Annotated in this window: 22 protein-coding genes and 3 tRNA genes; 10 read left to right on the top strand and 15 right to left on the bottom strand. The window is 62.9% G+C overall.

Features of this window, described 5'->3' with window-relative positions; all coding sequences use genetic code 11:
• Positions 1-6: 6 nt before the first annotated feature.
• Positions 7-1,041 carry an endonuclease/exonuclease/phosphatase family protein gene (locus tag ABHM97_RS05845; protein ID WP_349469936.1) on the top strand — a complete coding sequence of 345 codons (1,035 nt, stop codon included), beginning with the start codon at positions 7-9 and terminating at the stop codon, positions 1,039-1,041.
• On the opposite strand, the gene ABHM97_RS05840 is transcribed toward ABHM97_RS05845, so the two are convergent.
• Positions 1,038-1,817, bottom strand: a complete 780-nt coding sequence (locus tag ABHM97_RS05840) for an SDR family oxidoreductase (protein WP_349469935.1) — start codon at positions 1,815-1,817, stop codon at positions 1,038-1,040. The genes ABHM97_RS05845 and ABHM97_RS05840 overlap by 4 nt on opposite strands.
• 80 nt (positions 1,818-1,897) lie before the next feature.
• Here ABHM97_RS05840 and valS point away from each other — a divergent pair, with 80 nt between their 5' ends.
• Positions 1,898-4,519 carry a valine--tRNA ligase gene (gene valS / locus ABHM97_RS05835; protein ID WP_235520891.1) on the top strand — a complete coding sequence of 874 codons (2,622 nt, stop codon included), beginning with the start codon at positions 1,898-1,900 and terminating at the stop codon, positions 4,517-4,519.
• Between the two features lie 371 nt (positions 4,520-4,890).
• Positions 4,891-5,766: an Fpg/Nei family DNA glycosylase gene (locus tag ABHM97_RS05830; RefSeq protein ID WP_235520894.1), complete on the top strand. Its 876-nt coding sequence runs from the start codon at positions 4,891-4,893 to the stop codon at positions 5,764-5,766.
• A 15-nt stretch (positions 5,767-5,781) separates the two neighbouring features.
• Here ABHM97_RS05830 and ABHM97_RS05825 read toward each other — a convergent pair whose 3' ends face one another.
• The 6 genes from ABHM97_RS05825 to ABHM97_RS05800 all read right to left on the bottom strand — a co-directional run bounded on the left by ABHM97_RS05825 (position 5,782) and on the right by ABHM97_RS05800 (position 11,006).
• Complete coding sequence (locus ABHM97_RS05825) at positions 5,782-6,396, bottom strand: mycothiol-dependent nitroreductase Rv2466c family protein (RefSeq protein WP_235520896.1); 615 nt, start codon at positions 6,394-6,396, stop codon at positions 5,782-5,784.
• A gap of 80 nt (positions 6,397-6,476) precedes the next feature.
• Complete coding sequence (clpX, locus tag ABHM97_RS05820) at positions 6,477-7,766, bottom strand: ATP-dependent Clp protease ATP-binding subunit ClpX (RefSeq protein ID WP_235520898.1); 1,290 nt, start codon at positions 7,764-7,766, stop codon at positions 6,477-6,479.
• A 182-nt stretch (positions 7,767-7,948) separates the two neighbouring features.
• Positions 7,949-8,608 carry an ATP-dependent Clp protease proteolytic subunit gene (locus ABHM97_RS05815; protein WP_144659025.1) on the bottom strand — a complete coding sequence of 220 codons (660 nt, stop codon included), beginning with the start codon at positions 8,606-8,608 and terminating at the stop codon, positions 7,949-7,951.
• A gap of 39 nt (positions 8,609-8,647) precedes the next feature.
• Positions 8,648-9,259: an ATP-dependent Clp protease proteolytic subunit gene (locus tag ABHM97_RS05810; RefSeq protein ID WP_283091474.1), complete on the bottom strand. Its 612-nt coding sequence runs from the start codon at positions 9,257-9,259 to the stop codon at positions 8,648-8,650.
• 220 nt (positions 9,260-9,479) lie between these two features.
• Positions 9,480-10,862: a trigger factor gene (tig, locus tag ABHM97_RS05805; RefSeq protein ID WP_235520901.1), complete on the bottom strand. Its 1,383-nt coding sequence runs from the start codon at positions 10,860-10,862 to the stop codon at positions 9,480-9,482.
• Positions 10,863-10,931: 69 nt separating this feature from the next.
• Positions 10,932-11,006, bottom strand: a tRNA-Pro gene (locus ABHM97_RS05800).
• A 126-nt stretch (positions 11,007-11,132) separates the two neighbouring features.
• Here ABHM97_RS05800 and ABHM97_RS05795 point away from each other — a divergent pair.
• Positions 11,133-11,206, top strand: a tRNA-Gly gene (locus tag ABHM97_RS05795).
• Positions 11,207-11,284: 78 nt separating this feature from the next.
• Here the strand turns inward: ABHM97_RS05795 and ABHM97_RS05790 are convergent.
• From ABHM97_RS05790 to ABHM97_RS05780, 3 genes are all read right to left on the bottom strand, one after another.
• Positions 11,285-12,172, bottom strand: coding sequence for an Fpg/Nei family DNA glycosylase (locus ABHM97_RS05790; RefSeq protein ID WP_349469932.1), 888 nt, complete (start codon positions 12,170-12,172; stop codon positions 11,285-11,287).
• Positions 12,172-12,654: a ribose-5-phosphate isomerase gene (locus tag ABHM97_RS05785; protein ID WP_257367922.1), complete on the bottom strand. Its 483-nt coding sequence runs from the start codon at positions 12,652-12,654 to the stop codon at positions 12,172-12,174. Before ABHM97_RS05785 ends, ABHM97_RS05790 begins: the two co-directional genes overlap by 1 nt.
• Before the next feature lie 97 nt (positions 12,655-12,751).
• Positions 12,752-13,756 carry a hypothetical protein gene (locus tag ABHM97_RS05780; RefSeq protein WP_349469931.1) on the bottom strand — a complete coding sequence of 335 codons (1,005 nt, stop codon included), beginning with the start codon at positions 13,754-13,756 and terminating at the stop codon, positions 12,752-12,754.
• Positions 13,757-13,888: 132 nt separating this feature from the next.
• Between ABHM97_RS05780 and pepN the strand changes: the two genes are divergently transcribed.
• Together pepN and ABHM97_RS05770 are read left to right on the top strand one after the other, a co-directional pair.
• The gene (gene pepN / locus ABHM97_RS05775; RefSeq protein ID WP_349469929.1) at positions 13,889-16,450 is read left to right on the top strand and encodes an aminopeptidase N; all 2,562 of its coding nucleotides are present in this window, start codon (positions 13,889-13,891) and stop codon (positions 16,448-16,450) included.
• A 57-nt stretch (positions 16,451-16,507) separates the two neighbouring features.
• Positions 16,508-16,987: an OsmC family protein gene (locus ABHM97_RS05770; RefSeq protein ID WP_235522112.1), complete on the top strand. Its 480-nt coding sequence runs from the start codon at positions 16,508-16,510 to the stop codon at positions 16,985-16,987.
• On the opposite strand, the gene ABHM97_RS05765 is transcribed toward ABHM97_RS05770, so the two are convergent.
• On the bottom strand, positions 16,984-17,982 hold the full coding sequence (locus ABHM97_RS05765) for an NAD-dependent epimerase/dehydratase family protein (RefSeq protein WP_349469928.1): 999 nt from the start codon (positions 17,980-17,982) through the stop codon (positions 16,984-16,986). The two genes, ABHM97_RS05770 and ABHM97_RS05765, sit on opposite strands and share 4 nt — an antisense overlap.
• Before the next feature lie 87 nt (positions 17,983-18,069).
• Here ABHM97_RS05765 and ABHM97_RS05760 point away from each other — a divergent pair, with 87 nt between their 5' ends.
• Entirely contained in the window at positions 18,070-18,768 is a 699-nt protein-coding gene (locus tag ABHM97_RS05760) for a mechanosensitive ion channel family protein (RefSeq protein ID WP_349469926.1), read from the top strand.
• Entirely contained in the window at positions 18,761-19,243 is a 483-nt protein-coding gene (locus ABHM97_RS05755) for a globin (protein WP_305082613.1), read from the top strand. The genes ABHM97_RS05760 and ABHM97_RS05755 overlap by 8 nt, the downstream gene beginning before the upstream one ends.
• A gap of 3 nt (positions 19,244-19,246) precedes the next feature.
• On the opposite strand, the gene ABHM97_RS05750 is transcribed toward ABHM97_RS05755, so the two are convergent.
• The gene (locus ABHM97_RS05750; RefSeq protein ID WP_349469924.1) at positions 19,247-19,918 is read right to left on the bottom strand and encodes a DUF8185 domain-containing protein; all 672 of its coding nucleotides are present in this window, start codon (positions 19,916-19,918) and stop codon (positions 19,247-19,249) included.
• A gap of 63 nt (positions 19,919-19,981) precedes the next feature.
• Here ABHM97_RS05750 and ABHM97_RS05745 point away from each other — a divergent pair, with 63 nt between their 5' ends.
• Positions 19,982-20,887: an acyl-CoA thioesterase gene (locus tag ABHM97_RS05745; RefSeq protein WP_257367915.1), complete on the top strand. Its 906-nt coding sequence runs from the start codon at positions 19,982-19,984 to the stop codon at positions 20,885-20,887.
• Positions 20,888-20,968: 81 nt separating this feature from the next.
• Here the strand turns inward: ABHM97_RS05745 and ettA are convergent, their stop codons facing one another.
• Together ettA and ABHM97_RS05735 are read right to left on the bottom strand one after the other, a co-directional pair.
• On the bottom strand, positions 20,969-22,651 hold the full coding sequence (gene ettA / locus ABHM97_RS05740) for an energy-dependent translational throttle protein EttA (protein WP_235522107.1): 1,683 nt from the start codon (positions 22,649-22,651) through the stop codon (positions 20,969-20,971).
• 55 nt (positions 22,652-22,706) lie between these two features.
• On the bottom strand, positions 22,707-23,132 hold the full coding sequence (locus ABHM97_RS05735; RefSeq protein ID WP_349469921.1) for a DUF6993 domain-containing protein: 426 nt from the start codon (positions 23,130-23,132) through the stop codon (positions 22,707-22,709).
• Positions 23,133-23,278: 146 nt separating this feature from the next.
• Here ABHM97_RS05735 and ABHM97_RS05730 point away from each other — a divergent pair, with 146 nt between their 5' ends.
• Positions 23,279-23,710 carry an SRPBCC family protein gene (locus ABHM97_RS05730; protein ID WP_349469920.1) on the top strand — a complete coding sequence of 144 codons (432 nt, stop codon included), beginning with the start codon at positions 23,279-23,281 and terminating at the stop codon, positions 23,708-23,710.
• 50 nt (positions 23,711-23,760) lie between these two features.
• Here ABHM97_RS05730 and ABHM97_RS05725 read toward each other — a convergent pair.
• Positions 23,761-23,833, bottom strand: a tRNA-Arg gene (locus ABHM97_RS05725).
• Positions 23,834-23,998: the final 165 nt, after the last annotated feature.

The raw sequence follows: 23,998 nt of genomic DNA, 5'->3' as shown, positions 1-23,998 counted from the left end.
GGGCCCATGACGCATCCAGCTGCTGCCGTTCCGGAAACCCGCACCGCGCGGAGACGGCCTTCCGTTGTGTGGTCCGTGCTGGCCTTGCTGCTCGTGCTTCCGGTAGCGGGGCTGTCCATCTTCCGCGCTGTTCCGGTTGAGTGGCCTTTGCCGGTGGTCCAGCTGCTGTCGTTCACCCCGTGGATGGTGCTGCCGACGGTGCTGGCATTGCTCCAGGCGGTACTGGGGCGTCGTGCCTGGGTGGTGGTTACCAGCACTGTCCTGCTTGCCGCGCAGTTGTTCTGGCTTTTCCCCTTTGACGCAGGAAAGGCGGAGCCGTTGTCCGCGGGGACTCCTACGGCCGCAGTCAAGGTTATGAGCCTGAACTCCGAGTATGGCGGGGCGGATGCGGCCACCATCGTGGGGTTGGTCCGAGACAACGGCGTCCAGCTGTTGGTGATGCAGGAGTTCACGCAAGGACTGGAGGATCGCCTGCGGTCCGAGGGCCTTGAGACGTTACTGCCCCAACACCTCAACAAACCCAATGACGACGCATCGGGCGGCGCGGTGTATTCGGTGTTTCCGTTGGAAGCCGAGGGACAACTGCCGGACACCCCGTTCACCATGGACGTCACGCGTGTCCTCGTGGCCGACCCGGCTGCTGGTTCCAAGGCCACGTTGCACCTCACCAATGTCCACACTCTTCCGCCTGTGGATGACCGGATAGCCCAATGGCGGAGCGACCTTGGGAATATCGCACGCCAGGCCGCCCGACCCGGCAACCAGCTGCTCATGGGCGACTACAACTCCACCTATGACCATTCGGAGTTCCGGGCCGTGCTGGACTCCGGACCGGACGGGCGCAAACTTGTCGATGCAGGGACAGCCGCCGGTGCCCGGTTCTCCCCCACGTGGCCGATGGAAGGTCCGCCGCTGCCGGGGATCGTCATTGACCATATGGTGACAACGCCCCGGATCAGCAGCAGCAACTACTCGGTCCGCCAGGTTCCCGGCAGGGACCACGCAGCCATCATGGCCACGCTCAGCATCCCCGCTGGCTAGGCCTGCTTGCGGACGAGTTTGTGGTTGGCGGCCTGGGCTACCGGGCGGACCACGATCTGGTCGAGGTTGATGTGGTGCGGCAAGGAGACGGCGTACTTGACGACGTCGGCCACATCGGCGGCGGTCAGGGGCTTCTCGACGCCCTCGTACACCTTGGCAGCGGCGTCCTTGTCGCCCAAGCGGTTAAGGGCGAACTCCTCCGTGTGCACAAGACCGGGAGCGACCTCTATGACCCGGACGTTGTTGCCAACCTCTTCCAGGCGCAGGGCATTGGTCATGGCGTGCTGGGCGAACTTGGCCGCGTTGTAGCCGGCACCGCCTTCGTAGGCGGACAGCCCGGCCGTCGAGGTCAGGTTGAGGACCGTCCCTTCGCCGTTGTCGCGCAGCATGGGCAGGAAAGCCCTCGTTATCTTCATGGTGCCCAGGACGTTAACCTGGTACATCCAGTCCCAGTCCTCAGTATCGGCGTTCGCAATGATGTCGGCGCCGCGGGCGCCTCCGGCGATGTTGATGAGGGTATCGGCACCTCCGGCTTCGGTGACGGCCGCGAGCAAGGCGGCAACGTCGTCGTCGACGGTGATGTCAGCCGGGAACGGCACAGCTCCGGTTTCGGAGCCCAGGGCTCCAAGCCTGTCGGCGCGGCGGGCCACCGCGAAGACCTTCCAACCGGCGGACGCCAAAGCCCTCACGGTGGCCTCGCCAATGCCGGTGCTCGCCCCCGTAACGACGGCGGTTTTGTTCTGTACTGCGGGGATCTGGTGTGCTGCCAAAGTCATGGCACCACCCTATCGGGAGTGCGGGGCCACCGGACGGCGGGCTGTAACGTGCGTCTATCCAGCCATGAAACAATTGGTCCATGGCTGAATCAACGCAGGGTACAGACACGCCCGCCACCGCCCCCATCAACGTTCCCGACAAGCCGGCCCTTGAAGGCCTCGAGGCTGCCCTGACGCAGCGCTGGCTGAGCGAGGGAACCTACAAGTTCAACCCGGACACCACCCGGGAGCAGGTCTACTCGATCGATACTCCCCCGCCGACGGCATCAGGCTCCCTCCACGTGGGCCACATGTTCTCCTTCACCCAGACCGACGTGCAGGCCCGCTACATGCGCATGACCGGCAAGAACGTGTTCTACCCCATGGGCTGGGACGACAACGGGCTGCCCACTGAGCGCCGTGTCCAGAACTACTACGGTGTGCGCTGCGATCCCGCCGTTCCCTACAAGGCCGACTACACGCCCCCGGCCCAGCCGGCCAAGAACCAGCGCGATTTCGACGTCGTTTCGCGCCAGAACTTCATCGAACTGTGCGAGGAACTCGCCGTTGAGGACGAGAAAGTCTTCGAGAACCTGTTCCAGACCCTGGGCCTGTCCGTGGACTGGGACCTGACATACCGCACCATCGACGACACCTCCCGCGCCGTGTCGCAGCGCGCCTTCCTCGCGAACCTGTCAGCCGGAGACGCCTACATGGCCGAGGCACCGACACTGTGGGACGTTACCTTCCGCACCGCCGTGGCACAGGCGGAGCTTGAGGACCGCGAAGTTGCCGGCGCCTACTACCGCTACCCGTTCTTCACCGAGGACGGCGAAAAGATCTTCATCGAGACCACCCGCCCGGAACTGCTTGCAGCCTGCGCGGCGTTGGTGGCAAACCCCGACGACGAGCGGTACCAGCCGCTGTTCGGCAAGACAGTAAAGTCTCCCCTCTTCGACGTGGAACTTGAGGTCAAGGCCCACCCGCTCGCCAAGGCGGACAAGGGTTCCGGCATCGCTATGGTGTGTACGTTCGGTGACCTGACCGACGTCACCTGGTGGCGTGAACTCCAGCTCCCCACGCGAGCCATCATGGGCCGCGACGGCAGGATCATCGCCGACACCCCGGAGTGGATCAATACCGAAGCCGGCAAGGAAGCCTACGCAGCCATCGCCGGCAAGACCGCTTTCTCCGCCAAGGAAGCCGTGGTGGAACTGCTCAAGGCCGCCGATCTGCTCGATGGCGAACCCAAGAAGATCACCCACCCTGTGAACTTCTTCGAGAAGGGCGACAAGCCCCTCGAAGTGGTGACGTCCCGTCAGTGGTACATCCGCAACGGTGGCCGCGACGAGGAACGCCGGGAACGGCTGATCGGCCGTGGCCAGGAGATCACCTTCCACCCGGCCTTCATGCGCTCCCGCTACGAAAACTGGATCGCCGGCCTGAACGGCGACTGGCTCGTATCGCGCCAGCGCTTCTTCGGTGTGCCCATCCCCGTCTGGTACCCGCTGGACGCCCAAGGCAACCCGGACTACGACAACCCCATCCTGCCCTCTGACGACATGCTGCCGGTGGACCCCGCCGCCGACGCCGCTCCCGGCTTCGAGGAATCGCAGCGCGACCAGGCAAACGGCTTTACGGGTGACGCCGATGTCCTGGACACTTGGGCCACATCTTCCCTCACCCCGCAGATCGTGGGCGGTTGGAGCCGCGACGAGGAGCTGTTCTCCAAGGTCTACCCGTTCGACCTCCGTCCCCAGGGCCACGACATCATCCGCACTTGGCTGTTCTCCTCGGTCGTCCGTGCGGATGCCTTGCAGAAGAGCGCCCCCTGGAAGCATGCGGCCATTTCCGGCTGGATCCTGGACCCGGACCGTAAGAAGATGTCCAAGTCCAAGGGCAATGTTGTGGTGCCCACGGATGTGCTCAACGAGTACGGCTCTGACGCTGTCCGTTATTGGGCTGCATCAGCCAAGCTTGGCGCCGACACCGCGTACGAGATCGCGCAGATGAAGATCGGCCGCCGCCTGGCCATCAAGTTGCTCAACGCCTCGAAGTTCGTGCTGAACCTCGGTGCCACGGAGAACTCGGTTGTCACCACCGACCTTTCGGTTCTGACCAACCCGCTGGACCGCGCGCTGCTCGCCCAGCTCTCGGACGTCGTCGCGCAGTCAACCAAGGCGTTCGAGAATTACGACTACGCCCGTGCGCTTCAGATCACGGAATCGTTCTTCTGGCAGTTCACCGACGATTACGTGGAGCTCATCAAGGACCGAGCCTACGGTGCGGCCGGCGAAGCAGAACAGGCCTCCGTGCTTGCAGCGTTGGCAACCACGCTGGATGCACTCCTGCGCTTGTTCGCGCCGTTCCTGCCCTTCGCTACCGAAGAGGTATGGGGTTGGTGGCGCACCGGTTCGGTCCACCGTGCGGCATGGCCCGCCGCCGTGGAAATCACCGACGGCGACACCACCATGCTCAGCACCGTGGGCGTTGCCCTCAGCGGTATCCGGAAAGCAAAGTCCGAAGCCAAGGTCAAGCAGCGCACCGAGGTACTCTCAGCAGCCATCACCGCTCCTGAGGTACTCGTAGCCCAGTTGAAGGCTGGCCTCGGTGACCTGAAGGCAGCTGCCAACGCCAAGGAGATCACGCTCCAGTCCGGCGAAGGCGACTTGGCCGTCAGCGATGTTGTCCTGGCACCTGCGGAGGACGTCCCGGCGTCCTAGCAGGGCCCAGCGTCCTGGATTGTGCCCTTTTTGGGCAAAGGGGAAGCCCCATCAGCGTTTTGCCGTTGGTGGGGCTTCGACTTTCGGCTGCTTGGTGACGTCTTGGCAGTCTGGCGGAATCCTTGGAATTTCAGGTCTTCCTACTTCGTCACTGGTAGCTTGCTTCCAACTTCGCCAAAGGCTGCGTTGGTTGCATATCACTGAATCTTTGGTTTCCGTGTCCCTCTTCTTTCGAAGTGGGTAAGAACCATTGTTGTCCCGCCGCGTCCCATGCACAAGGCCTTCGGAGGAACTACAGGACTGTAGTTCGTCGAAGGCTTTTTTGGCTCTCTTTCCTGCGGGTTCGGCCTCCCGTATGGCAGAGTATGACCATGCCGGAACTCCCCGAAGTGCACGGGCTGTGCATGTACTTGGACACCCAACTCCATGGCGCCGTGTTAACCGAAGTCCGCATCAACTCATTCTCGGCACTGAAGACTGCCGACCCACCGTACAGTGCACTTGAAGGCCGGACAGTTCAAGGAGTCCGCCGAATCGGGAAGTTCGTGTGCGTCGATGTTGATGGCCTGTACTTCGTATTCCACTTGGCGAAGGCCGGCTGGGTGCGTTACACAGAGCATCCCTCATCTGCCGGACTGCGCATGGGGAAAAGCAACATCGCAGCGCGGCTGCTCCTTCACAGGCCTTCCGACGATGCCCACATCGGCATCGACCTGACCGAAGCCGGAACCAAGAAGAGCCTGGCAATATACGTGGTCAAGGATCCCCATGACGTACCCGGTATCGCCACCTTGGGTCCCGAACCGCTCAGTCCGGATTTCGACGTCGACTCTTTTGCCGCCATCCTCGCATCCAGTTCGCAACAGATCAAAGGGTTGCTCCGCAGCCAGGGCGTGATTGCCGGAATCGGGAACGCCTACAGCGACGAAATACTCCACGCGGCCAGGATCTCTCCTTTCGCAAGCGCGAAGTCGCTGGACAAGGAGACCGTGGCCCGCCTCTACGCGTCCATGCAGGAAGTCCTGGTGGGTGCTGTCAATGCCGCGGCAGGCAAGCCATCCAGTGAACTCAAAGACACCAAGCGGAGCAATTTCCGCGTGCACGCCAGGACAGGACAAGCTTGCCCGGTGTGTGGGGATACAGTCAGGGAGGTGTCCTTCGCGGACACCTCCCTGCAGTATTGCGCTACGTGCCAGACCAACGGCAAGATCCTGGCCGACCGTAGGACATCACGGTTCCTGAAGTAGCTGGATTATTTCCGGCTAGCTGAATTCGGGGCTTTCCGAGCGGCTGCGCTTCAGCTCGAAGAAGTGTGGGTAGTCAGCCAAAGTGACCGTGGCGTCCCACAGCTTACCGGCCACTTCGCCGCGCGGAATCCGGGTCAGGACCGGGCCGAAGAATGCTGTTCCGTTGAACGCAACCACCGGGGTACCCACGTCCTGGCCGACCAAGGAAATACCGGCCTCGTGGCTTTCGCGCAGCTTGGCGTCGTACTCGTCCGAGCCTGCGAAGCGTGCCAGCTCGGCAGGAAGGCCTACCTCGGCCAACGCCTTCTGGATGACGGAGGCGCGGTCCTTGTTGCCTTCATGATGGATCTGCTCCCCCATGGCGTCGTAGAGGGGCTTGACGTAGCTGTCGCCGTGCAGTTCCTGGGCGGCAATGATGACACGGACAGGTCCCCAGCTGTCATCCATCATGGCGCGGTACTCGTCGGGCAGGTCACGGCCTTCGTTGAGCACCGAAAGGCTCATGACGTGCCATTCGGTCTCGATTCCACGAACCTGCTCCACTTCCCCAATCCAGCGCGACGTGATCCACGCGAACGGGCACACGGGGTCGAACCAGAAATCAGCTTTGTTGGCAGTCTGTTCGGGCACAGGGAACTCCTTGGAATAAGTGGGAGGGTGTTTGGCTGGCGACTCCGGCGGAGCCGCGCCTTACTTACGCCAACAGGCGCCTAGGCCGACTTATTCCTGCGCTTGGCGACGACATCGTGGGCAATCATGGTGGGCTGCGCCTTTTTGAGCACGACGTCCGAGGTGATCACCACTGTGGCGATGTCGTCCCTGCTGGGAAGGTCAAACATCACTGGCAGCAGGACTTCTTCCATGATCGCCCGGAGACCGCGGGCACCCGTGCCGCGCTCCAGCGCCTGGTCGGCAATGGCGTTGAGGGCATCGTCGTCGAATTGCAGGTCCACGCCGTCAAGCTGGAACATCTTCTGGTATTGCTTCACCAGGGCGTTCTTCGGCGTGGACAGGATCTGGATCAAGGCGGGGCGATCAAGATTGGAAACGGTGGTGATGACCGGGAGTCGACCAATGAATTCGGGAATCAACCCGAACTTGAGCAGATCCTCGGGCATGACTTCGCCATATGTGTCGACGTTGTCCCTGGCCTCGTTCAGCGGAGCTCCGAAGCCGATGCCCTTGCGCCCGGACCGGGAACCAATGATGTCTTCCAATCCAGCAAACGCACCGGCCACGATGAAGAGCACATTGGTGGTGTCGATCTGGATGAATTCCTGGTGGGGGTGCTTCCGGCCGCCCTGCGGTGGAACCGAGGCCACGGTGCCCTCGAGGATCTTCAGGAGTGCCTGCTGGACGCCTTCTCCGGAAACATCCCTGGTGATCGAAGGGTTTTCGCTCTTCCGGGAAATCTTGTCGATTTCGTCGATGTAGATGATGCCCTGTTCGGCCTTCTTGACGTCATAGTCGGCAGCCTGGATGAGTTTCAGCAGGATGTTTTCAACGTCCTCGCCAACGTAACCCGCCTCTGTCAGTGCCGTGGCATCGGCAACAGCAAACGGGACGTTCAGCCGTCGCGCCAACGTTTGGGCCAAATAGGTCTTTCCGCAACCAGTGGGGCCAATCAGCAGGATGTTGGACTTGGCAATTTCCACGTCTTCGTGGTGCGAGCCCTCGCCCAGGCTGCCGGTCTTGGGTGCATGCCCTGCCTGGATGCGCTTGTAGTGGTTGTACACGGCAACGGCCAGGGACCTTTTCGCCGGTTCCTGGCCAATGACGTATTCCTGCAGGAAGTCGAAGATCTCGCGGGGCTTGGGCAGTTCGAAGCTACCGAGATCGGAAACCTCTGCAAGCTCCTCTTCGATGATTTCGTTGCAGAGCTCGATGCACTCGTCACAGATGTACACACCGGGCCCGGCAATCAGCTTCCGCACCTGCTTTTGGCTCTTTCCGCAGAAAGAACACTTCAGCAGATCCGTGCTCTCGCCAATCCGAGCCATGTGGGAATCCCTTCGTTGCATGCGGGTGATGCGGCGCCGCGCCGTACTCAAGTGTGCGGCCAAGCCGCGGTTGGCACCACCGTGACAAGATCCACTCTAGGTCACAATGGGCTGCTTGGGTGGAAACAGAACGCCGGTGCGGTCCATATTTCGTGAACCGCACCGGCGTTCAATTCCGGTTACTACCGGGCGATTGCCTGGGGCTTGATCTTCCGGGAGTCAAGGACCTGGTCGATCAGACCATAGCTCATGGCTTCAGCGGCCGTCAGGATCTTGTCACGCTCGATGTCGTTGTTTACCTGCTCCGAGGTGCGACCCGAGTGGTGGGCCAGCGTGTCCTCAAGCCACGTACGCATGCGCATGACCTCGGCAGCCTGGATTTCCAGGTCAGAGGCCTGGCCACCCTGGCCGCCGGACAGGGCCGGCTGGTGGATCAGTACACGCGCATTCGGCAGCGCCAGGCGCTTCCCGGGTGTACCGGCGGCGAGCAGGACCGCTGCGGCGCTGGCCGCCTGGCCGAGGCAGACCGTCTGGATCTCCGGGCGAATGTACTGCATGGTGTCGTAGATAGCCGTCATGGCGGTGAACGAGCCACCCGGCGAATTGATGTAAAGGGTAATGTCGCGGTCCGGGTCCGTTGACTCCAGGACCAGCAGCTGGGCCATGATGTCATCGGCCGAGGCATCGTCAACCTGGACGCCGAGGAAGATGATGCGGTCCTCGAACAGCTTGGTGTACGGGTCCTGGCGCTTGAAGCCGTAAGGCGTGCGCTCTTCGAACTGGGGCAGGACGTAACGGCTGGACGGGAGATTACCGGCAGACCATCCGAAGTTGTAGTTCATGTTCTTTACTCCTGGGTTTCAGTGGTTCTTTAGTGCCGGTCAGTTGTCGGAGTTCGACTGGTTGGCCGTTCCGCCACCGCCGGCAACAGAGCCGGCGTGCGCCGAAATCTTGTCGAAGAATCCGTACTCCAGGGCCTCGGCAGCGGTGAACCACTTGTCGCGGTCGTTGTCCTTGAGGATGGTTTCGACTGTCTGGCCTGTCTGCTCCGCGGTCAGCTCAGCCATGACCTTCTTCATGTGCAGGATCAGCTCGGCCTGGATCTTGATGTCCGAGGCGGTGCCGCCGATGCCGCCCGAGGGCTGGTGCATCAGGATGCGGGCGTTGGGGGTTGCATAGCGCTTGCCCTTCGTTCCGGAGGACAGGAGGAACTGGCCCATGGAAGCAGCCAGGCCGGTGGCGACGGTGACGACGTCGTTCGGGATGAACTGCATGGTGTCGTAGATGGCCATACCGGCTGTCACGGACCCACCAGGGGAGTTGATGTACAGGTAGATGTCCTTCTCCGGGTCTTCGGCCGAGAGCAGGAGCAGCTGCGAGCAGATGGCGTTTGCGTTCTCGTCACGCACTTCAGAGCCGAGCCAAATGATGCGCTCTTTCAGCAGGCGGTTGTAGATGTAGTTGTCCTGGGCTGCGGGATCGACAGTTGCCATCCGGGGAGCCTCTGATTGCTGTGACATAAGTACTTACCTCTCGCTGGTGCCAGTGACCTCACTGAACTTCACTACTTGGACACTAACCGTTTTCGGGGGTGATTTGTTCGCCGGAATCGCGCTGTTCGCTGACGGCGCACGTTTGGGATCAGCGCCAGCGGGGGGCCTTAAAGCAAACCGACCCCGGATCAGAAGATCCGGGGTCGGTAGGCGGTGTGTATTAGAACTTCACAGCGGCGGGATCGTCGCTTGCGGGAGTTTCCGTTTCGTCGGCTGCTTCGACAGCTTCAGCTTCCTCGGCTGCAGCTTCGCCGGCGGGCCGGACGAAGTCAGTGAGGTCAACCTTGTTGCCCTCGGAGTCGACAACCTCTGCCTGGCCCAGGACGACGGCCAGCGCCTTACGGCGGCGGACCTCGGAAACCATCATGGGAACCTGGCCGCTCTGATCAATGATCTGGGCGAACTGGTTCGGGTCCATGCCGTACTGGCTGGCGGTGGTCACGATGTAGTCAATGAGCTCGTTCTGGCTGACATTGACCTCTTCCTTGTCCGCGATGGCGTCAAGGATGATCTCGTTCTGGAAAGCACGCTCGGTGTTGGCCTTGACCTCGGCGCGGTGCTCCTCGGTGTCGTGGTCACCTTCGCCGTGTGCGTTCTCCGGGTTGAAGTGCGCTTCGATCTGCTCTTCCACCACCGAGTCCGGCACGGGGACCTCGACGAGCTCAACGAGCTTGTCCAGGACCTTGTCCCGGGCCTCAACGCCCTGCTCAACAACCTTGGAGTCGGCAGCCTGCTTGGCAAGGTCCTCACGGAGCTCAGCCAGGGTGTCGAACTCGGAGGCCAGCTGCGCAAAGTCGTCGTTGGCTTCGGGGAGCTCGCGCTCCTTCACGGCCTTGACCGTGACCTTGACCTGAGCAGCTTCGCCGGCGTGGTCGCCGCCGACCAGCGTGGTGTCGAAGATTGCTTCTTCGTCAGCAGAGAGGCCGGTTACGGCTTCGTCCAGGCCTTCGAGCATGGTGCCTGCGCCTACCTGGTAGGACAGGCCGGCAGCGGAGTCGATCTCTTCGCCGTCGATCGTGGCGTTGATGTCGATGGTGAGGAAGTCATCGTTCTTGGCGGGACGCTCAACGGACTTCAGCGTGCCGAAACGGCCGCGCAGTTCATCGAGGGCCTTATCGACGTCGGCTTCGGAGGATTCCGCAGCAGCAACCTCAACCTTGATACCGGAGTATTCCGGCAGTTCGATCTCGGGACGGACGTCGATCTCGACCTGGAACTTGAGTTCACCATCGGTTGCGGACGGGTCCGGAACTTCGGTGATTTCAACCTCGGGACGGCTCAGCGGGCGAACGCCGGTTTCCTGGACAGCAGCCTGGTACCAGCCGTTCAGGCCATCATTGATGGCCGTTTCCAGTACGTAGCCACGGCCGACGCGCTGGTCGATGAGCTTGGAAGGAACTTTGCCCTTGCGGAATCCGGGAACCTGGATCTGCGAAGCAACGGTCTTGTACGCGGCATCGATGCTCGGCTTCAGTTCCTCAAAGGGAACCTCAACGTTGAGCTTGACCCGCGTTGCGGTGAGGTTCTCGACAGCGCTCTTCACAGTCTAAGTACTCCTGATTTTGTGGGTATGGGGTTCTGTCGTATCCCTGAAGCGGACACAAACACAGAGTCGGGGTGACAGGATTTGAACCTGCGACTTCCTGCTCCCAAAGCAGGCGCTCTAGCCAAGCTGAGCTACACCCCGAATGCACAGGACAGTCTACGGGCAAGCGGGCCAAGAATGCACATTTGACACCGCCGCCGGAATTAGGTTTAGTTGTACCCGGCTTCAACAGCCACAGGGAAAGCGTCCTGAAGAGGATGTCCACCTGGGGACGTAGCTTAATGGTAAAGCCTCAGTCTTCCAAACTGATTACGCGGGTTCGATTCCCGTCGTCCCCTCCAGCAAAGCGCCCCGATCTTCGGATCGGGGCGCTTTTTGCTTCCAGCTGTTTTTGGCTTCAAAACAGAGCCTGGAACCGCCTAAACCTGGCAGCCGGGACACCAATAGAGCTTGCGAGCACCAATTTCGGTGATGCCCACCAGCGTCCCGCAAGCCCGGCAGGGCAAGCCGTGACGTTTATAGACAAAGTGCGCATCGGCGTCGGGCGCGATTGCCCCTCCAACGGTCCACAGCGACGGAGGCGTCGTAACAATCCGACCGTCACGGACGCCGTCGGCCATTGTTGCCACCGTGTCATCCCACAGCCGGCCAGCCGTTTCGGCGTCGATGCTGTTTCCCGGGGTCCACGGATCAACTGCCTGTCGGAACAGCACTTCGGCCCGGTAGATGTTGCCTACTCCGGCGAGCACCGACTGGTCCATCAATAACAAGGCAACGGCAGTCTTGCGGCGACGCAGGCGCCGAATGAACTCGTCACGGTCCCCCGGCCGGTTATGCAGAGGATCCGGGCCCAGCCTTGCCAGCACGGCCTCTGTCTCCGCGGCTGTGATGGCCGCACAGGTGGTGGCCCCACGCAGGTCAGCCCATCCGTGGTCCGAAACGAGGCGGACCCGCACCGCCCCTACGGGCGGAGGCGGACCGGCGTAGGCACCGTCCGGCGCGGCCGAGCCCGTCTCCCTCTCGCCGATTCGACGGGGAGCGCCGATGCTGGACGCCCCGGTAAAGGACTCGTCGCCCCCGAAACTCCAGGCACCGTACAGGCCCAAGTGAACGTGGAGGAACAGTCCGTGGTCGAAGCTGAGGAAAAACTGCTTTCCGTGGGCCATGGCGCCAACCATGGTGTGCCCGGTCAGCAGCGCAGCCCCGGCGGAGAACCGTCCTTGGGGACTGGTAACTTCCAACCGCTGGCCGCCAAAAACATCTTGGAATTGGCGGGCCAGGCGATGGACCGAGTGGCCTTCCGGCACTATTCGACGATTTCGCCGGTGTTTTCGTACACCGCGATCTTGCCGATCCGACGGACATGCCGTTCGTCGTTGCTGAAAGGCTCAGCAAGGAATGCCTCGATCAGCTCCGTGGCCTCCTCGACGCTGTGCTGGCGCCCTCCGACTGCGACGACGTTCGCATCGTTGTGTTCGCGGGCGAGCTTGGCTGTCGAAAGGTTCCACGCCAGGGCGGCTCGCACACCCTTGACCTTGTTTGCGGCAATTTGTTCGCCGTTGCCGGAGCCGCCAAGGACGATTCCCAAGGCGTGCACGCCAGCTTCCTGGTCGGCGACCACAGCGACGCCTGCGTTGATGCAGAACGACGGGTAATCGTCCAGGGCGTCGTATTCCTTGGGACCGTGATCCACCACTTCGTAGCCCTTGGCTGTGAGGTGGCTGACCAGGTGGGCACTCAGTTCCATGCCGGCGTGGTCAGTTGCAATGTGGACGCGGGGTGTAGTCACAGGAAGTCCGTTTCTTTCTGGCGCGCAGGTACGGCACTGGGCAGTGGCACAGCACTGGCCGGGCGCGGCGATGAGGGATGCGCTACCTAGGGTACCGCTAGCCGGGTTGTTGGGTCTGCCCGTCGCCTTGGGCCCGATGGGCCGCCCTGTTCAGGATTCCGGCAAGTTTGTCCGCGGAGGCCTGGGTTCCGGCGCTCAGCGCCACACGCCGCCCATTGAGTCTCCTGACGACTACCGCGGGCCCGCTGCTGACGAGCATTGCCGTGGCGTCGTCGTGGTGGCGCCATCCCCACCCGCCGTAATCCGCAGCTTTGACTTCCGCGGGTGCCGCTGCTGCGATGTCGACGGCGGGAACGGCCAGGACGCGTACGAGGCCGCCCGCGAAGACCTGCAGCCCTCCCCTGTCGGCACGCACCCGGGCGAACAGGAATCCCGCGCCCACCAGGGCCGCCACGGCGACCAGGGCACCCAGCCACGGGACCACCACCGCGATCAGGGCAGCCGGGAACAGCGCCGAAACAATGATCATGATGAATACGGAGCTGCGGGCATGGACCCACATCCTCAGGGTGTCGTTGGCGAGGTCGGGGTCCTCCAGGAGGCGAAGCTCCGATTGCAGTGCGGCATCGTCCTCGGGAGTCCATCGGGGGTCGGGCTTGAAAGCGAACATCATCACGACGCCGAGGGCCAAGGCTGCCCCGCTTCCCATTGCCAATACGATCGGATCGACGTGGGACAACCTGCCGTCCGCAAGCCCGGACTGCCCTACCAGCCCGGCTGCCAGCACAGTGGTGATGAAGAGGCTGAGCATGAGTCCAAGGCCCATCATGACGCGCCGCATGACCACCGGGCGGGCCAACGGGACGGCCTGCAGGAAAGCGGCCCATCCGAAAACGATGATCAGGGCTGCGCCTCCGGCTACGTAGGCGCCAAAAGGCGCGAAGGAGGTGCCGCCGTCGGCGTTCCACATGACAGCGACTGGTTGCGGAAGGTCGTTGCGCAGCATCTGCGCGCACACAACGAATCCTGCCGCGAGCATCAAAGGAAAAGCCACCGCGAACCGTAGCGCGCGGAGGTCGAGCGTGTCCCGGAACCGTCCCATGCTTCAACGCTACTCCGTCAGGACGACACTATGGTGGGAGCTCCTTGCCTTACGGTCAGGGAGTGAAAGAATGGCTTCACACCAGCGGCCGGGCCTACCGGTCGGTCACCCCACCTTCCCGGAGGCACCACTTTGCCAGGCCTGAACCTCACCCGCGATGAAGCGGCCGCCCGCGCCGAACTGCTCAACGTCGAGTCATATGACGTCACCTTGGATCTGACCAAAGGCCCGGAGGTCTTTGGCTCCACCACGGTTGTCAGGTTCTCGGCGCGCCCCGGATCCTCGACGTTCATCGACGCCATCACGCACACCGTCCACAGCGTGACCCTCAACGGCACGGAGCTGGACCCCGCGGAGGTCGCCGACGGAGTCCGCATCCAGCTCCCCGGACTCGCGGCTGAGAACGAACTCACGGTCGTTGCGGATGCCCCCTACATGAACACCGGCGAGGGCCTCCACCGCTTCGTCGACCCCGTAGACGGCGAGGCCTACCTCTACACCCAGTTCGAAGTCCCGGATTCGCGCCGCATGTTCGCCGTGTTCGAACAGCCGGACCTGAAAGCCACTTTCACCTTCACCGTGACGGCGCCTTCGCACTGGGATGTCATTTCAAACTCCCCCACGCCCGTCCCTTCCGAAACCGAACCCGCAGAGGACGGCGGTGCACGGTCTGTCTGGAAGTTCGCCCCGACGCCGCGGCTGTCCTCCTATGTGACGGCCCTGATCGCAGGACCGTACCAGTCCGTCCGTTCCGAGGTCACCAGCTCCGACGGCCGGGTCATACCGCTCGGGGTGTTCGCGCGGAAGTCCCTCATGCAGTACCTCGATGCGGACAACATCTTCGAACTCACCCGGCAGGGTTTCGAATTCTTCGAGGCCCAGTTCGGGTGCCCGTACCCGTTCGAGAAGTACGACCAGCTCTTCGTGCCCGAATTCAATGCCGGAGCCATGGAAAACGCAGGCGCTGTCACCATCCTGGAGGGCTACGTCTTCCGCGGCAAAGTCACCGGCGCCCAGATTGAACGGCGTGCCATCACAGTGCTGCACGAACTGGCCCACATGTGGTTCGGAGACCTGGTGACCATGCGCTGGTGGAACGACCTCTGGCTCAACGAGTCCTTCGCTGAGTACATGTCCCACTTGGCAGCCGTGGAAAACACGGAATTCGACCGCGCATGGACCACCTTCGCGTCCGTGGAGAAGTCCTGGGCGTACAAGCAGGACCAGCTGCCAACAACGCACCCCATCTTCGCTGAAATCAACAACCTCGAGGACGTTGAGGTCAACTTCGACGGCATCACCTACGCCAAGGGCGCCTCAGTGCTCCGGCAGTTGGTGGCCTGGGTTGGTCCGGAGCAGTTCATGGCCGGCGTCCGCACATACTTTGCCAAGCACGCCTGGAAGAACACCGAGCTCGCAGACCTCATGGTGGAACTCGAAGCCGCGTCCGGACGCGACCTTGACCAGTGGGGCAAGCTCTGGCTCGAGACAGCCGGCGTGAACACCCTCTCCCCTGAACTCACGGTCGATGACGCCGGCACCATCACAGGTTTCGCCATAAGGCAGACCGCGATCGAGGAACAGCCCACCCTCCGCCCGCACCGCCTGGCGGTCGGTTTCTACACCCTCTCGGCCAACGGGAAGCTGGAACGGACGCACCGCGAGGAACTCGACGTGGACGGCCCCCGCACGGAAGTTCCTGCCCTGGTGGGCATGAAGCGTTCTGACTTGATCCTGCTCAACGATGACGACCTTGCCTACGCAAAGGTCCGACTGGATCCGGATAGCCTGGCGACGGCCAAAGCACACCTGAAGGACTTCGCTGCCAGCCTTCCCCGGACCCTGGTGTGGGGCTCGGCCTGGGACGCAGCCCGCGACGGCGAAACCCCGGCACGCGGCTACGCGGACCTGATCCTGGCCAACATTGCCGACGAAACTGACTCGTCAGTAATACTGGTCCAGCTGCGCCAGCTCGCGACCACGCTGACCTATTACGTGGCGGCAGACCACAAATTGGAGGCCACCACCGCGGCGGCCGAAAAGCTGTGGGAGCTTGCATCCGCGGTCGAGGCCGGCTCGGACGCACAGCTGCAGTTCGCAAAGGCTTTCGCCCAGCTCGCGCGAAGTGATCGGCAGCTTGACCGCCTCCAGGCCCTCCTGGACGGGACGGAAACCCTTGAGGGCCTGGCAGTCGACCAGGATATGCGGTGGGAACTCCTGACCGCCTTGGTGGCAGGGGGCCGCCAGGGCCAGGAGCGCATCGACGCTGAACTGGATCGGGACAACACCTCGAACGGCCAAAACGCTGCGGCGCAAGCCAAGGCAGCCATCCCCACCGCCGAGGCCAAGCAAGCGGCCTGGGACTCGATTGTGGTCAAGGGTGAGCTCTCCAATGCTCTCCAGGCGTCCGCCGTCGCCGGCTTCATGCGGGTGCCCGACACCGCCTTGCTGGAGCCGTTCGCCGGGAAATACTTCGAAGCCGTCCCCGGGATCGTCAAGGAACGCACCCACGCCCTGGCCCAGCAGATTGTGGTGGGCCTCTACCCAGCGCAGCTCACCACGCAAGCCACCGTGGACCGCACGGATGAATTCCTCGCTGGGCTTCCCGAAGAAAGCGCCGCGTTGCGCCGCATGATGCTGGAGAACCGCGACGGCGTGGTCCGGGCACTGCGCGCAAGGGCAGCGGACGTCTAGGCAGCACTCACATCGGGCTCATGCGGACAGTTGCGATTGCGTCGCTAGACTGTCCGCATGAGCCTGAACGAGCACCATTACGCGCTGACTGTCCGTTGGACCGGGAACCTCGGCGAAGGCACCTCTGGTTACCGGAGTTACTCACGGGACCACGATGTAGAGATTGCCGGGTTGCCCACGCTGAAGGGCTCAGCAGACCCCACGTTCCATGGTGACCGGAACCGGTTCAACCCCGAACAGCTCCTGCTGGCTGCGCTCTCGCAATGCCACATGTTGTCTTTCCTTCACGTGGCCGTCAAACACGGCGTGGTGGTCTCCGCATACGAAGACAACGCGGACGGCCTCATGAAGATGAACAGGGACGGCAGCGGGCAGTTCGAAGCCGTGACCCTGAAACCGCACGTCACCATCGCCGATCCCGCTCACGCCGCCTTGGTCCCGCAGCTTCACCACGAAGCCAACCAGCTGTGCTTCATCGCCCGAAGCGTCAACTTCCCTGTACACCACGAACCCATCACGACGGCGGCCGCCGCCTAACGCCGCCGGTCCCGCCACAGTGCCACGAGCCTGCGTTCGGCGTCCCGGCTGAGGCCTGCTTTTCGCTCCCTGTCCAAGCCACGGCCCCGCTCATCCTCCAGCGTGGCTGCGAGTGTCTCCCGCCACGGGCGGAGCCGCATACCCGCGTCCCGGGCTGCTTTGTTGGAGCGCGCCTGGAAGCCTTCGTGGTCCGGCGGAAGCCACAAGGGCAACGAATCCGGTCCAGCCCAGTACTCCACGCCCTGCTCAACGAGCCAGTCCTGGGTGGGACGGATGGCGTCCTCCGCGACCGGTCCGGCCAACCGCCGGGACTCGGAGATGTAGTCGGCGAAGCCCACAACCTCGCCCACTGCGTTGTAGGTTCCTGCCAGGCCCTGTTCGGCGGCTTGGAGGATCCATGCAGCCAGATCCCGGACATCGATGATCTGGGTCGCTGCGTCCGGAATGTCCGGGACCAGCACCGTGTCAGGGCTGGCAGCGAATCGTGCCGGCCAATAACCGTAGCGGTCCGTACCGTCCCCTGGTCCGCCAATGAGCCCTGCCCGGACGATGTGTGCCCTGTCCCCCAGCAAGGCACGCGTCAGCTGTTCGATCGCTGACTTCGACTCGCCATAGGTTTCCGGCGTTCCCGCCTGCCCCTCCGGCAGCGGTTCCAGGAGGGCCGCGTCTTCCGTGGCCCCCGGCACCGAGTGGTCTGCGTACACCGAGCAACTTGAGACGAACGTCCAGTGCTTCGCGGCAGGGCCCAGCGCTTCCAAAGCCGCCCGGGCCTGCACTGGATCACGGGACACCTCGACGACGGAATCCCAGCTTCCTGCCACACCGGCGAAAGCCGCGGCACCCAAGGCACGGTCGCCCCTGACCCAGGTGGCGCCGTCGGGCGGTTGAGCCGAAGTACCCCGGGCGAGGCACGTCACATCGTGCCCGGAGGCGACAGCCTGCCGGGCGATTTCCGCGGACAGGAAGGCGGTGCCGCCAAGGACCAGGATGCGCATACCGTCACGCTACGGCGCTAGGGTTGTCAGTGGACAGAGTGTTCCGCGCCCGGCGAACACGGGCCGACGACAAGGAGATAGTGCACCTTGACCTCCATCCCCCTAGCGGAAACCATCACCTTGGAACCAGAGAAAATAGACCTCGTATCAATCCTCATCACCATCGGTGTGGGGCTGGCAGTCTGGATCGTTGCGCGCTTCATCATCCTGCGCATCACGCGCCGGGTATCTGCCGGTAGCTCCTTCTTCAAGAAGGCGCATTTCAAATGGGTTCAACCAGCCATTCGCGCACTTGACCATGAGCGGCGCTCCCAACGCGCTGAAACCATCGGCACACTGCTGACAAGCCTTGTGAGCGTCATCGTCGTGGTGATTGTCATCATCTACGTCCTCAAATACATGAACGTCGACGTCGCGCCCCTCCTGACCAGCGTCGGCATCCTGGGTGTCGCCATCGGTTTCGGCGCCCAGCAACTGATCCGGGACTTCCTCGCGGGCATCTTCATTACCATCGAGGACCAATACGGTATTGGCGACGTGATCGTTACCAGTGAAGTGGTTGGTACCGTTGAATCCGTGGGATTGCGGATTACCCGGGTCCGTGCCGAAGACGGAGCCATCTGGTACCTGCGCAACGGAGAAATCCTCCGGGTGGGCAACCGCTCGCAGGGTGACTACGTGCCGCTTGAAACACCTGCTACCAGCGATGGCCCCGGCGCTGCCGCTGCGCCCGTGACTGCCGGCGCACCACGCGCCACGAAGGCCGAGGAGAAGTCCAATGAGTAACATTTCCGGTGGCCAGCCACCAGCGCCACAAGCCGGCCCCCGCCGCCAACTGATGCAGAACGACCCTTTCAGCCAGCCCGCCTACACGGACAGCTTCTACGCTGCCGTCGGCGGACACGAAACGTTCGTCAAGCTTATTGACGTATTTTACGACGGCGTGGCCACGGATCCATTGCTCCGCCCCATGTACCCGGAAGAAGACCTCGGGCCCGCGAAGCGGCGCTTCCTCATGTTCCTGGAACAATACTGGGGCGGTCCCACCACCTATGGCGAGGAACGTGGGCACCCCCGCCTTCGAATGCGCCACATGCCGTTCCGGGTCACCCCCGAAGCAAAGGACCGGTGGTTGTTCCACATGCGGACAGCCGTGGACGCGTTGGACCTGTCGCCGCTGCATGAAGGCACCCTGTGGGACTACATGGAACGCGCAGCGCTGACCATGGTCAACAGCCCTTCAGCGGGCCCGGACGCCTGAACCTCAGAAACCGAGCCCCAGCCCCGCGCCGGTACGGACCAGTACATGGCCACGGGGTCCGCTCAGCCTGAACCAGCGGCCGTTTCGGTACACCTGCTGCTCACCATCGGCGAGGAAACCCAGGGCGAAAGCCGCGAAAGCCGCGCCTGACGGCAGGTCCTCAGCGCCAGGCATTCCGCGTCCCCAAACGGCAGCCCTGGCGGTGTTGATGACGGCGGCACCCGCCACGGCAGGAACGACGCCAGCCACCTCCGCGATGCCCGCCTCGGCCGCTGACCTGAGGTCGGCGTCGGGAATTGAACCTTGCGGTTCCCAACCGGCCCGCGGTGCCCCGACGCCGGCCCAGGACTCCGAAACGGTCGACGGCGGAATGGGCAGGTCCACGTCCCCGTCACCTGAGCGGGCCAAACGGTCCATCACGGAGGCAAGCGTCACCGTTACGTCGGCCTGGGCCGGCTCCGCAAGGGCCATGGTCCGCAGGCCCAGGATGGTGGGGGTGGACTCTCCGAGGATGCGCGGCCGCAGCACGCATACATAGGCCGCGAGGACCTTGCCCGAGGCCTGCAGGCGGATGGCGCCGTCGTCGATGCTCTTGGCCCGCGTGACGAAGGTCCGAAGATCGGCGAGGTCACGGGGATCGGCGAAGCGGAAGGACTGGGTCAAGACGTCTGTCACATGATCGACTCTACCGGCATGTCCCCGGTTGAGAGGGGTCGGGGCGGCGTCTAAAGTCGAACCATGACTGAGACGAACGCTGGCCTCGACGTGCAGGCACCCGCAGAAGACCCCATGGATGTGCTGATCGGCCTGCTGGACCTTGGTGATTTTGACGGAGCCCGGACCAACGAGGACATCTTCCTCGGGCCGTCCCAAAAGCAGCCCCGGCACCGTGTTTTTGGCGGCCAGGTCCTCGCCCAGTCGATGATGGCAGGAATGCGGACCGTGGAGCAGGACCGGGTGGCCCACTCCATGCACGGCTACTTCCTCCGGCCCGGTGACGCGAACAAGCCCATAACTTTCGGCGTCGAGCGGTTGCGCGACGGCCGCTCCTTCTCCGCACGCCGTGTGCACGCCTACCAGGACGGCGTTCCGATTCTGTCGATGATCGCCTCGTTCCAGGTGGAAGACAGCGGGCTGGACCACCAGGCGAGCATGCCGGAGGGTATCCCCGATCCCGAGTCGCTGCCCAGCACCGCTGAGCTGCTGTCCCACTTCGACCACCCGATGGCGCGGCACATGTCATCCGAACGGCCCTTTGATGTCCGGCACGTGGACCCTGCCCTCTATGTCTCTCCGCCGAGCGAGCATGTGGCCACCAACGCGGTGTGGATGAAGACCATCGGCCCCCTTCCGGATGACGCCAACCTGCACCGTGCGGCCCTGGCATTCGCGAGCGACTACACGCTGCTCGAACCCATCCTCCGCAAGCATGGCCTTTCATGGATGACGCCAGGGATGAGCGTGGCCAGCCTCGACCACGCCATGTGGTGGCACCGGCCAGTGCGGGTGGACGAGTGGATGCTGTACGTCCAGGAGTCCCCCAGCGCCCAAGGTGCCCGGGGACTTGCGACGGGCCGCATTTTCAACCGCGACGGCGTCCATGTCGCCACTGTTGCGCAGGAAGGCATGGTCAGGATTCCGTAGACCGCCGTTGCTTAAGCCGAAGAGGCCGGCCCCCTTTGGGGACCGGCCTCTTCGTGTTTCAGTTTTAGTCGAGTGTGAGCTCTAGTCGCGCGTCAGGCGGCGGTGGGTTACGCGGTGCGGCTTGGCCGCATCCGGGCCCAGGCGCTCCACCTTGTTTTCCTCGTAGGCGTCGAAGTTGCCTTCGAACCAGTACCACTTCGAGGGGTTCTCGTCATCGCCTTCGTAGGCCAGGATGTGCGTTGCCACCCGGTCCAGGAACCAGCGATCGTGGGAGACCACCACTGCGCAGCCCGGGAACTCGAGGAGCGCGTTTTCGAGGCTGCTCAACGTTTCGACGTCGAGGTCGTTGGTGGGCTCATCCAGAAGCAGCAAGTTGCCGCCCTGCTTGAGCGTCAGCGCCAGGTTGAGTCGGTTGCGCTCACCACCGGAGAGAACACCGGCCTTCTTTTGCTGATCCGGACCCTTGAATCCAAAGGCAGAAACATAGGCACGCGAGGGCATTTCGACCTGGCCGACCTGGATGAAGTCGTTGCCTTCCGACACGACCTCCCACAGGGTCTTGTTGGGGTCGATGCCACCACGGGACTGGTCCACGTAGGAGATCTTCACGGACTCGCCGATCTTCAGATCGCCGTCGTCCAGCGGCTCCATGCCCACAATCGTCTTGAACAGCGTGGACTTACCAACACCGTTGGGTCCGATCACACCGACGATGCCGTTGCGGGGCAACGAGAAGGAGAGATCCTCGATCAGGACGCGGTCATCGAAGCCCTTCTTCAGCTTATTGGCTTCAATCACCAAAGAACCAAGGCGGGGTCCCGGCGGGATCTGAATTTCTTCGAAGTCCAGCTTGCGGGTGCGCTCCGCCTCGGCAGCCATTTCCTCATAGCGGGCCAGACGGGCCTTCGACTTGGTCTGACGGCCCTTGGCGTTGGACCGGACCCACTCAAGTTCCTCGCTCAGGCGCTTGGAGAGCTTGGCGTCCTTCTTGCCCTGGACCTCCAGACGGGCTTTCTTCTTCTCCAGGTACGTGGAGTAGTTGCCTTCGTAGGGGTACAGGTGACCGCGGTCAACCTCGGCGATCCACTCAGCGACGTGGTCAAGGAAGTAGCGGTCGTGGGTGACGGCCAGCACGGCACCGGGGTACTGGGACAGGTGCTGTTCAAGCCACAACACACTCTCGGCGTCCAAGTGGTTGGTGGGCTCATCAAGGAGCAGGAGGTCCGGCTTCTGCAGGAGGAGCTTGCAGAGCGCTACGCGGCGGCGCTCACCACCGGAGAGGACAGTTACATCGGCATCTGCCGGCGGGCAACGCAGTGCGTCCATGGCCTGCTCGAGCTGGGAGTCGATGTCCCAGGCGTCGGCAGCATCGATGGCTTCCTGGAGCTTGCCCATCTCATCCAGGAGGGTGTCATAATCCGCGTCCGGGTTTGCCATCTCTTCGGAAATTTCGTTGAACCGCTGGATCTTGGCGTAGATTTCGCCAACGCCTTCCTGGACGTTGCCCAGGACGGTCTTTTCCTCGTTCAGCGGCGGTTCCTGCAGGAGGATTCCCACGGTGTAGCCGGGGCTCAGGCGGGCTTCGCCGTTCGAGGGCGTGTCCAGTCCAGCCATGATCTTGAGGATGGTGGACTTACCAGCACCGTTCGGGCCCACGACGCCGATCTTCGCGCCGGGGTAGAACGACATGCTGACATCGTCCAGAATAAGTTTGTCGCCAACGGCCTTGCGAGCCTTGGTCATCGTGTAAATGAATTCCGCCATACCCTTAAATCTAGTGGCTCGGGGTACATAACTCACATTCGGGTGCCCCGTGCAGCTACCGTGTGTCCCCCACGAAGCACTTTCCTGTGGCGAGGACGGGTAGCACCGTGACCACCACTCCCCCATCGCGGATCTGGCCCATGACACAGTTTTCCCCGGTCAGGGCGGCCGCCTCCATGGCGTCGACATCCAAGCCGGTGGGCGTGCGGCTGACAGATACTTCCACGTTCGCCTTGGGAATGCCCGCGGAAACCAGCGCCGCCCTTACGGCTTCCCTGTCCGGCTTGGCGTTGGCAGTGACCAGCTTCTTCAAGGTGCCCTCCACCGCGAGCCTGGTGTCTTCTACCGCGGGATCCACGTTGGCTGTCGCTACGGATCCCTCGGAGGGCGCAGTGCTGGAAGGACTGTTGGCGGACATGACGGGTCCGCTGCACGCGGTCAGCGCCAGGGCCGTCGCGACGAGCACTGACAATGCTGTCACCCGGACTCCCTCGGCCGGCCTGCCATGCTCCGATGCTGTTCGACTGCTGATCACGTAGCCATTGTGCCATTCACAGGGGGATCGGACGGGCGTAGCTTGTCCAACAAGGAGCATTGACTCGTGGCAACGGAGATGAGGAATCAACCATGACCGGACAATCCCCGGATGCTGTGGCGACTGCCAGCATCCCGGCGAACCGCCAGAAGGTGTGGGAAGCCCTCACCGATCCTGCGCTCATCAAGCAGTATTTCCTCGGTACGAACGTCGAGACCACGTGGCGCGTCGGCGATCCGATTACCTACTCCGGCGAATACAACGGCAAGTCCTATGAGGACAAGGGAACGATCCTCGCCTTCGAACCTCCGGCACTGCTGAAGACCACCCATTACAGTCCGGCCTCGGGGCTGCCTGACACCGCAGACAATTATCACACCGTGGAATACAGCCTTGCCGAGGAAGCCGATGGGACCCGCGTAACCATCAGGCAAGGCAACAATTCGTCTGACCAGGAAACGACCCAATCAACGGAGACCTGGCAAGTGGTGCTTCGGAATCTCAAGGAATTCCTGGAGTCCTAGGGGTTAAGCGGGCATCCCCCTGGAATCACGTCCAAGGGGGATGCCGTTTGTGCCCCAGGAGGGAATCGAACCCCCGACCGGCGGATTAGAAGGCCGCTGCTCTATCCCCTGAGCTACTGGGGCGCACATGGCACGTGAAACGGCATAGGCCGCTGGCGCCACAAAGAGTTTACAGTGCGTTCGGCTGGCAACCCGACAACCCCGTGCTGCACTCCTTCCCTCCACAGGCCTTGCAGCACCAAGTTATGCACATAGCTTCGATGCGCCCTACTCGTACACTCCGCCGTG

The sequence above is a fragment of the Paenarthrobacter sp. CAP02 genome, from assembly GCF_040137855.1.
In the GTDB taxonomy this organism is placed as follows: Bacteria; Actinomycetota; Actinomycetes; order Actinomycetales; family Micrococcaceae; genus Arthrobacter.
Note: the sequence above shows the minus strand (reverse complement) of the source record. Positions and strands in the feature narration are given on the sequence as shown.

Coding starts and splice junctions, on each gene's coding strand:
- ABHM97_RS05830 (WP_235520894.1), top strand. CDS start 4,891: ATGCCGGAACTCCCCGAAGTGCACGGGCTGTGCATGTACTTGGACACC.
- ABHM97_RS05810 (WP_283091474.1), bottom strand. CDS start 9,259: ATGGCAACTGTCGATCCCGCAGCCCAGGACAACTACATCTACAACCGC.
- ABHM97_RS05755 (WP_305082613.1), top strand. CDS start 18,761: ATGAGTAACATTTCCGGTGGCCAGCCACCAGCGCCACAAGCCGGCCCC.
- clpX (WP_235520898.1), bottom strand. CDS start 7,766: ATGGCTCGGATTGGCGAGAGCACGGATCTGCTGAAGTGTTCTTTCTGC.
- ABHM97_RS05815 (WP_144659025.1), bottom strand. CDS start 8,608: ATGAACTACAACTTCGGATGGTCTGCCGGTAATCTCCCGTCCAGCCGT.
- ABHM97_RS05730 (WP_349469920.1), top strand. CDS start 23,279: ATGACCGGACAATCCCCGGATGCTGTGGCGACTGCCAGCATCCCGGCG.
- valS (WP_235520891.1), top strand. CDS start 1,898: ATGGCTGAATCAACGCAGGGTACAGACACGCCCGCCACCGCCCCCATC.
- ABHM97_RS05765 (WP_349469928.1), bottom strand. CDS start 17,982: ATGCGCATCCTGGTCCTTGGCGGCACCGCCTTCCTGTCCGCGGAAATC.
- ABHM97_RS05770 (WP_235522112.1), top strand. CDS start 16,508: ATGAGCCTGAACGAGCACCATTACGCGCTGACTGTCCGTTGGACCGGG.
- ABHM97_RS05745 (WP_257367915.1), top strand. CDS start 19,982: ATGACTGAGACGAACGCTGGCCTCGACGTGCAGGCACCCGCAGAAGAC.
- ABHM97_RS05780 (WP_349469931.1), bottom strand. CDS start 13,756: ATGGGACGGTTCCGGGACACGCTCGACCTCCGCGCGCTACGGTTCGCG.
- ABHM97_RS05840 (WP_349469935.1), bottom strand. CDS start 1,817: ATGACTTTGGCAGCACACCAGATCCCCGCAGTACAGAACAAAACCGCC.
- ABHM97_RS05845 (WP_349469936.1), top strand. CDS start 7: ATGACGCATCCAGCTGCTGCCGTTCCGGAAACCCGCACCGCGCGGAGA.
- ettA (WP_235522107.1), bottom strand. CDS start 22,651: ATGGCGGAATTCATTTACACGATGACCAAGGCTCGCAAGGCCGTTGGC.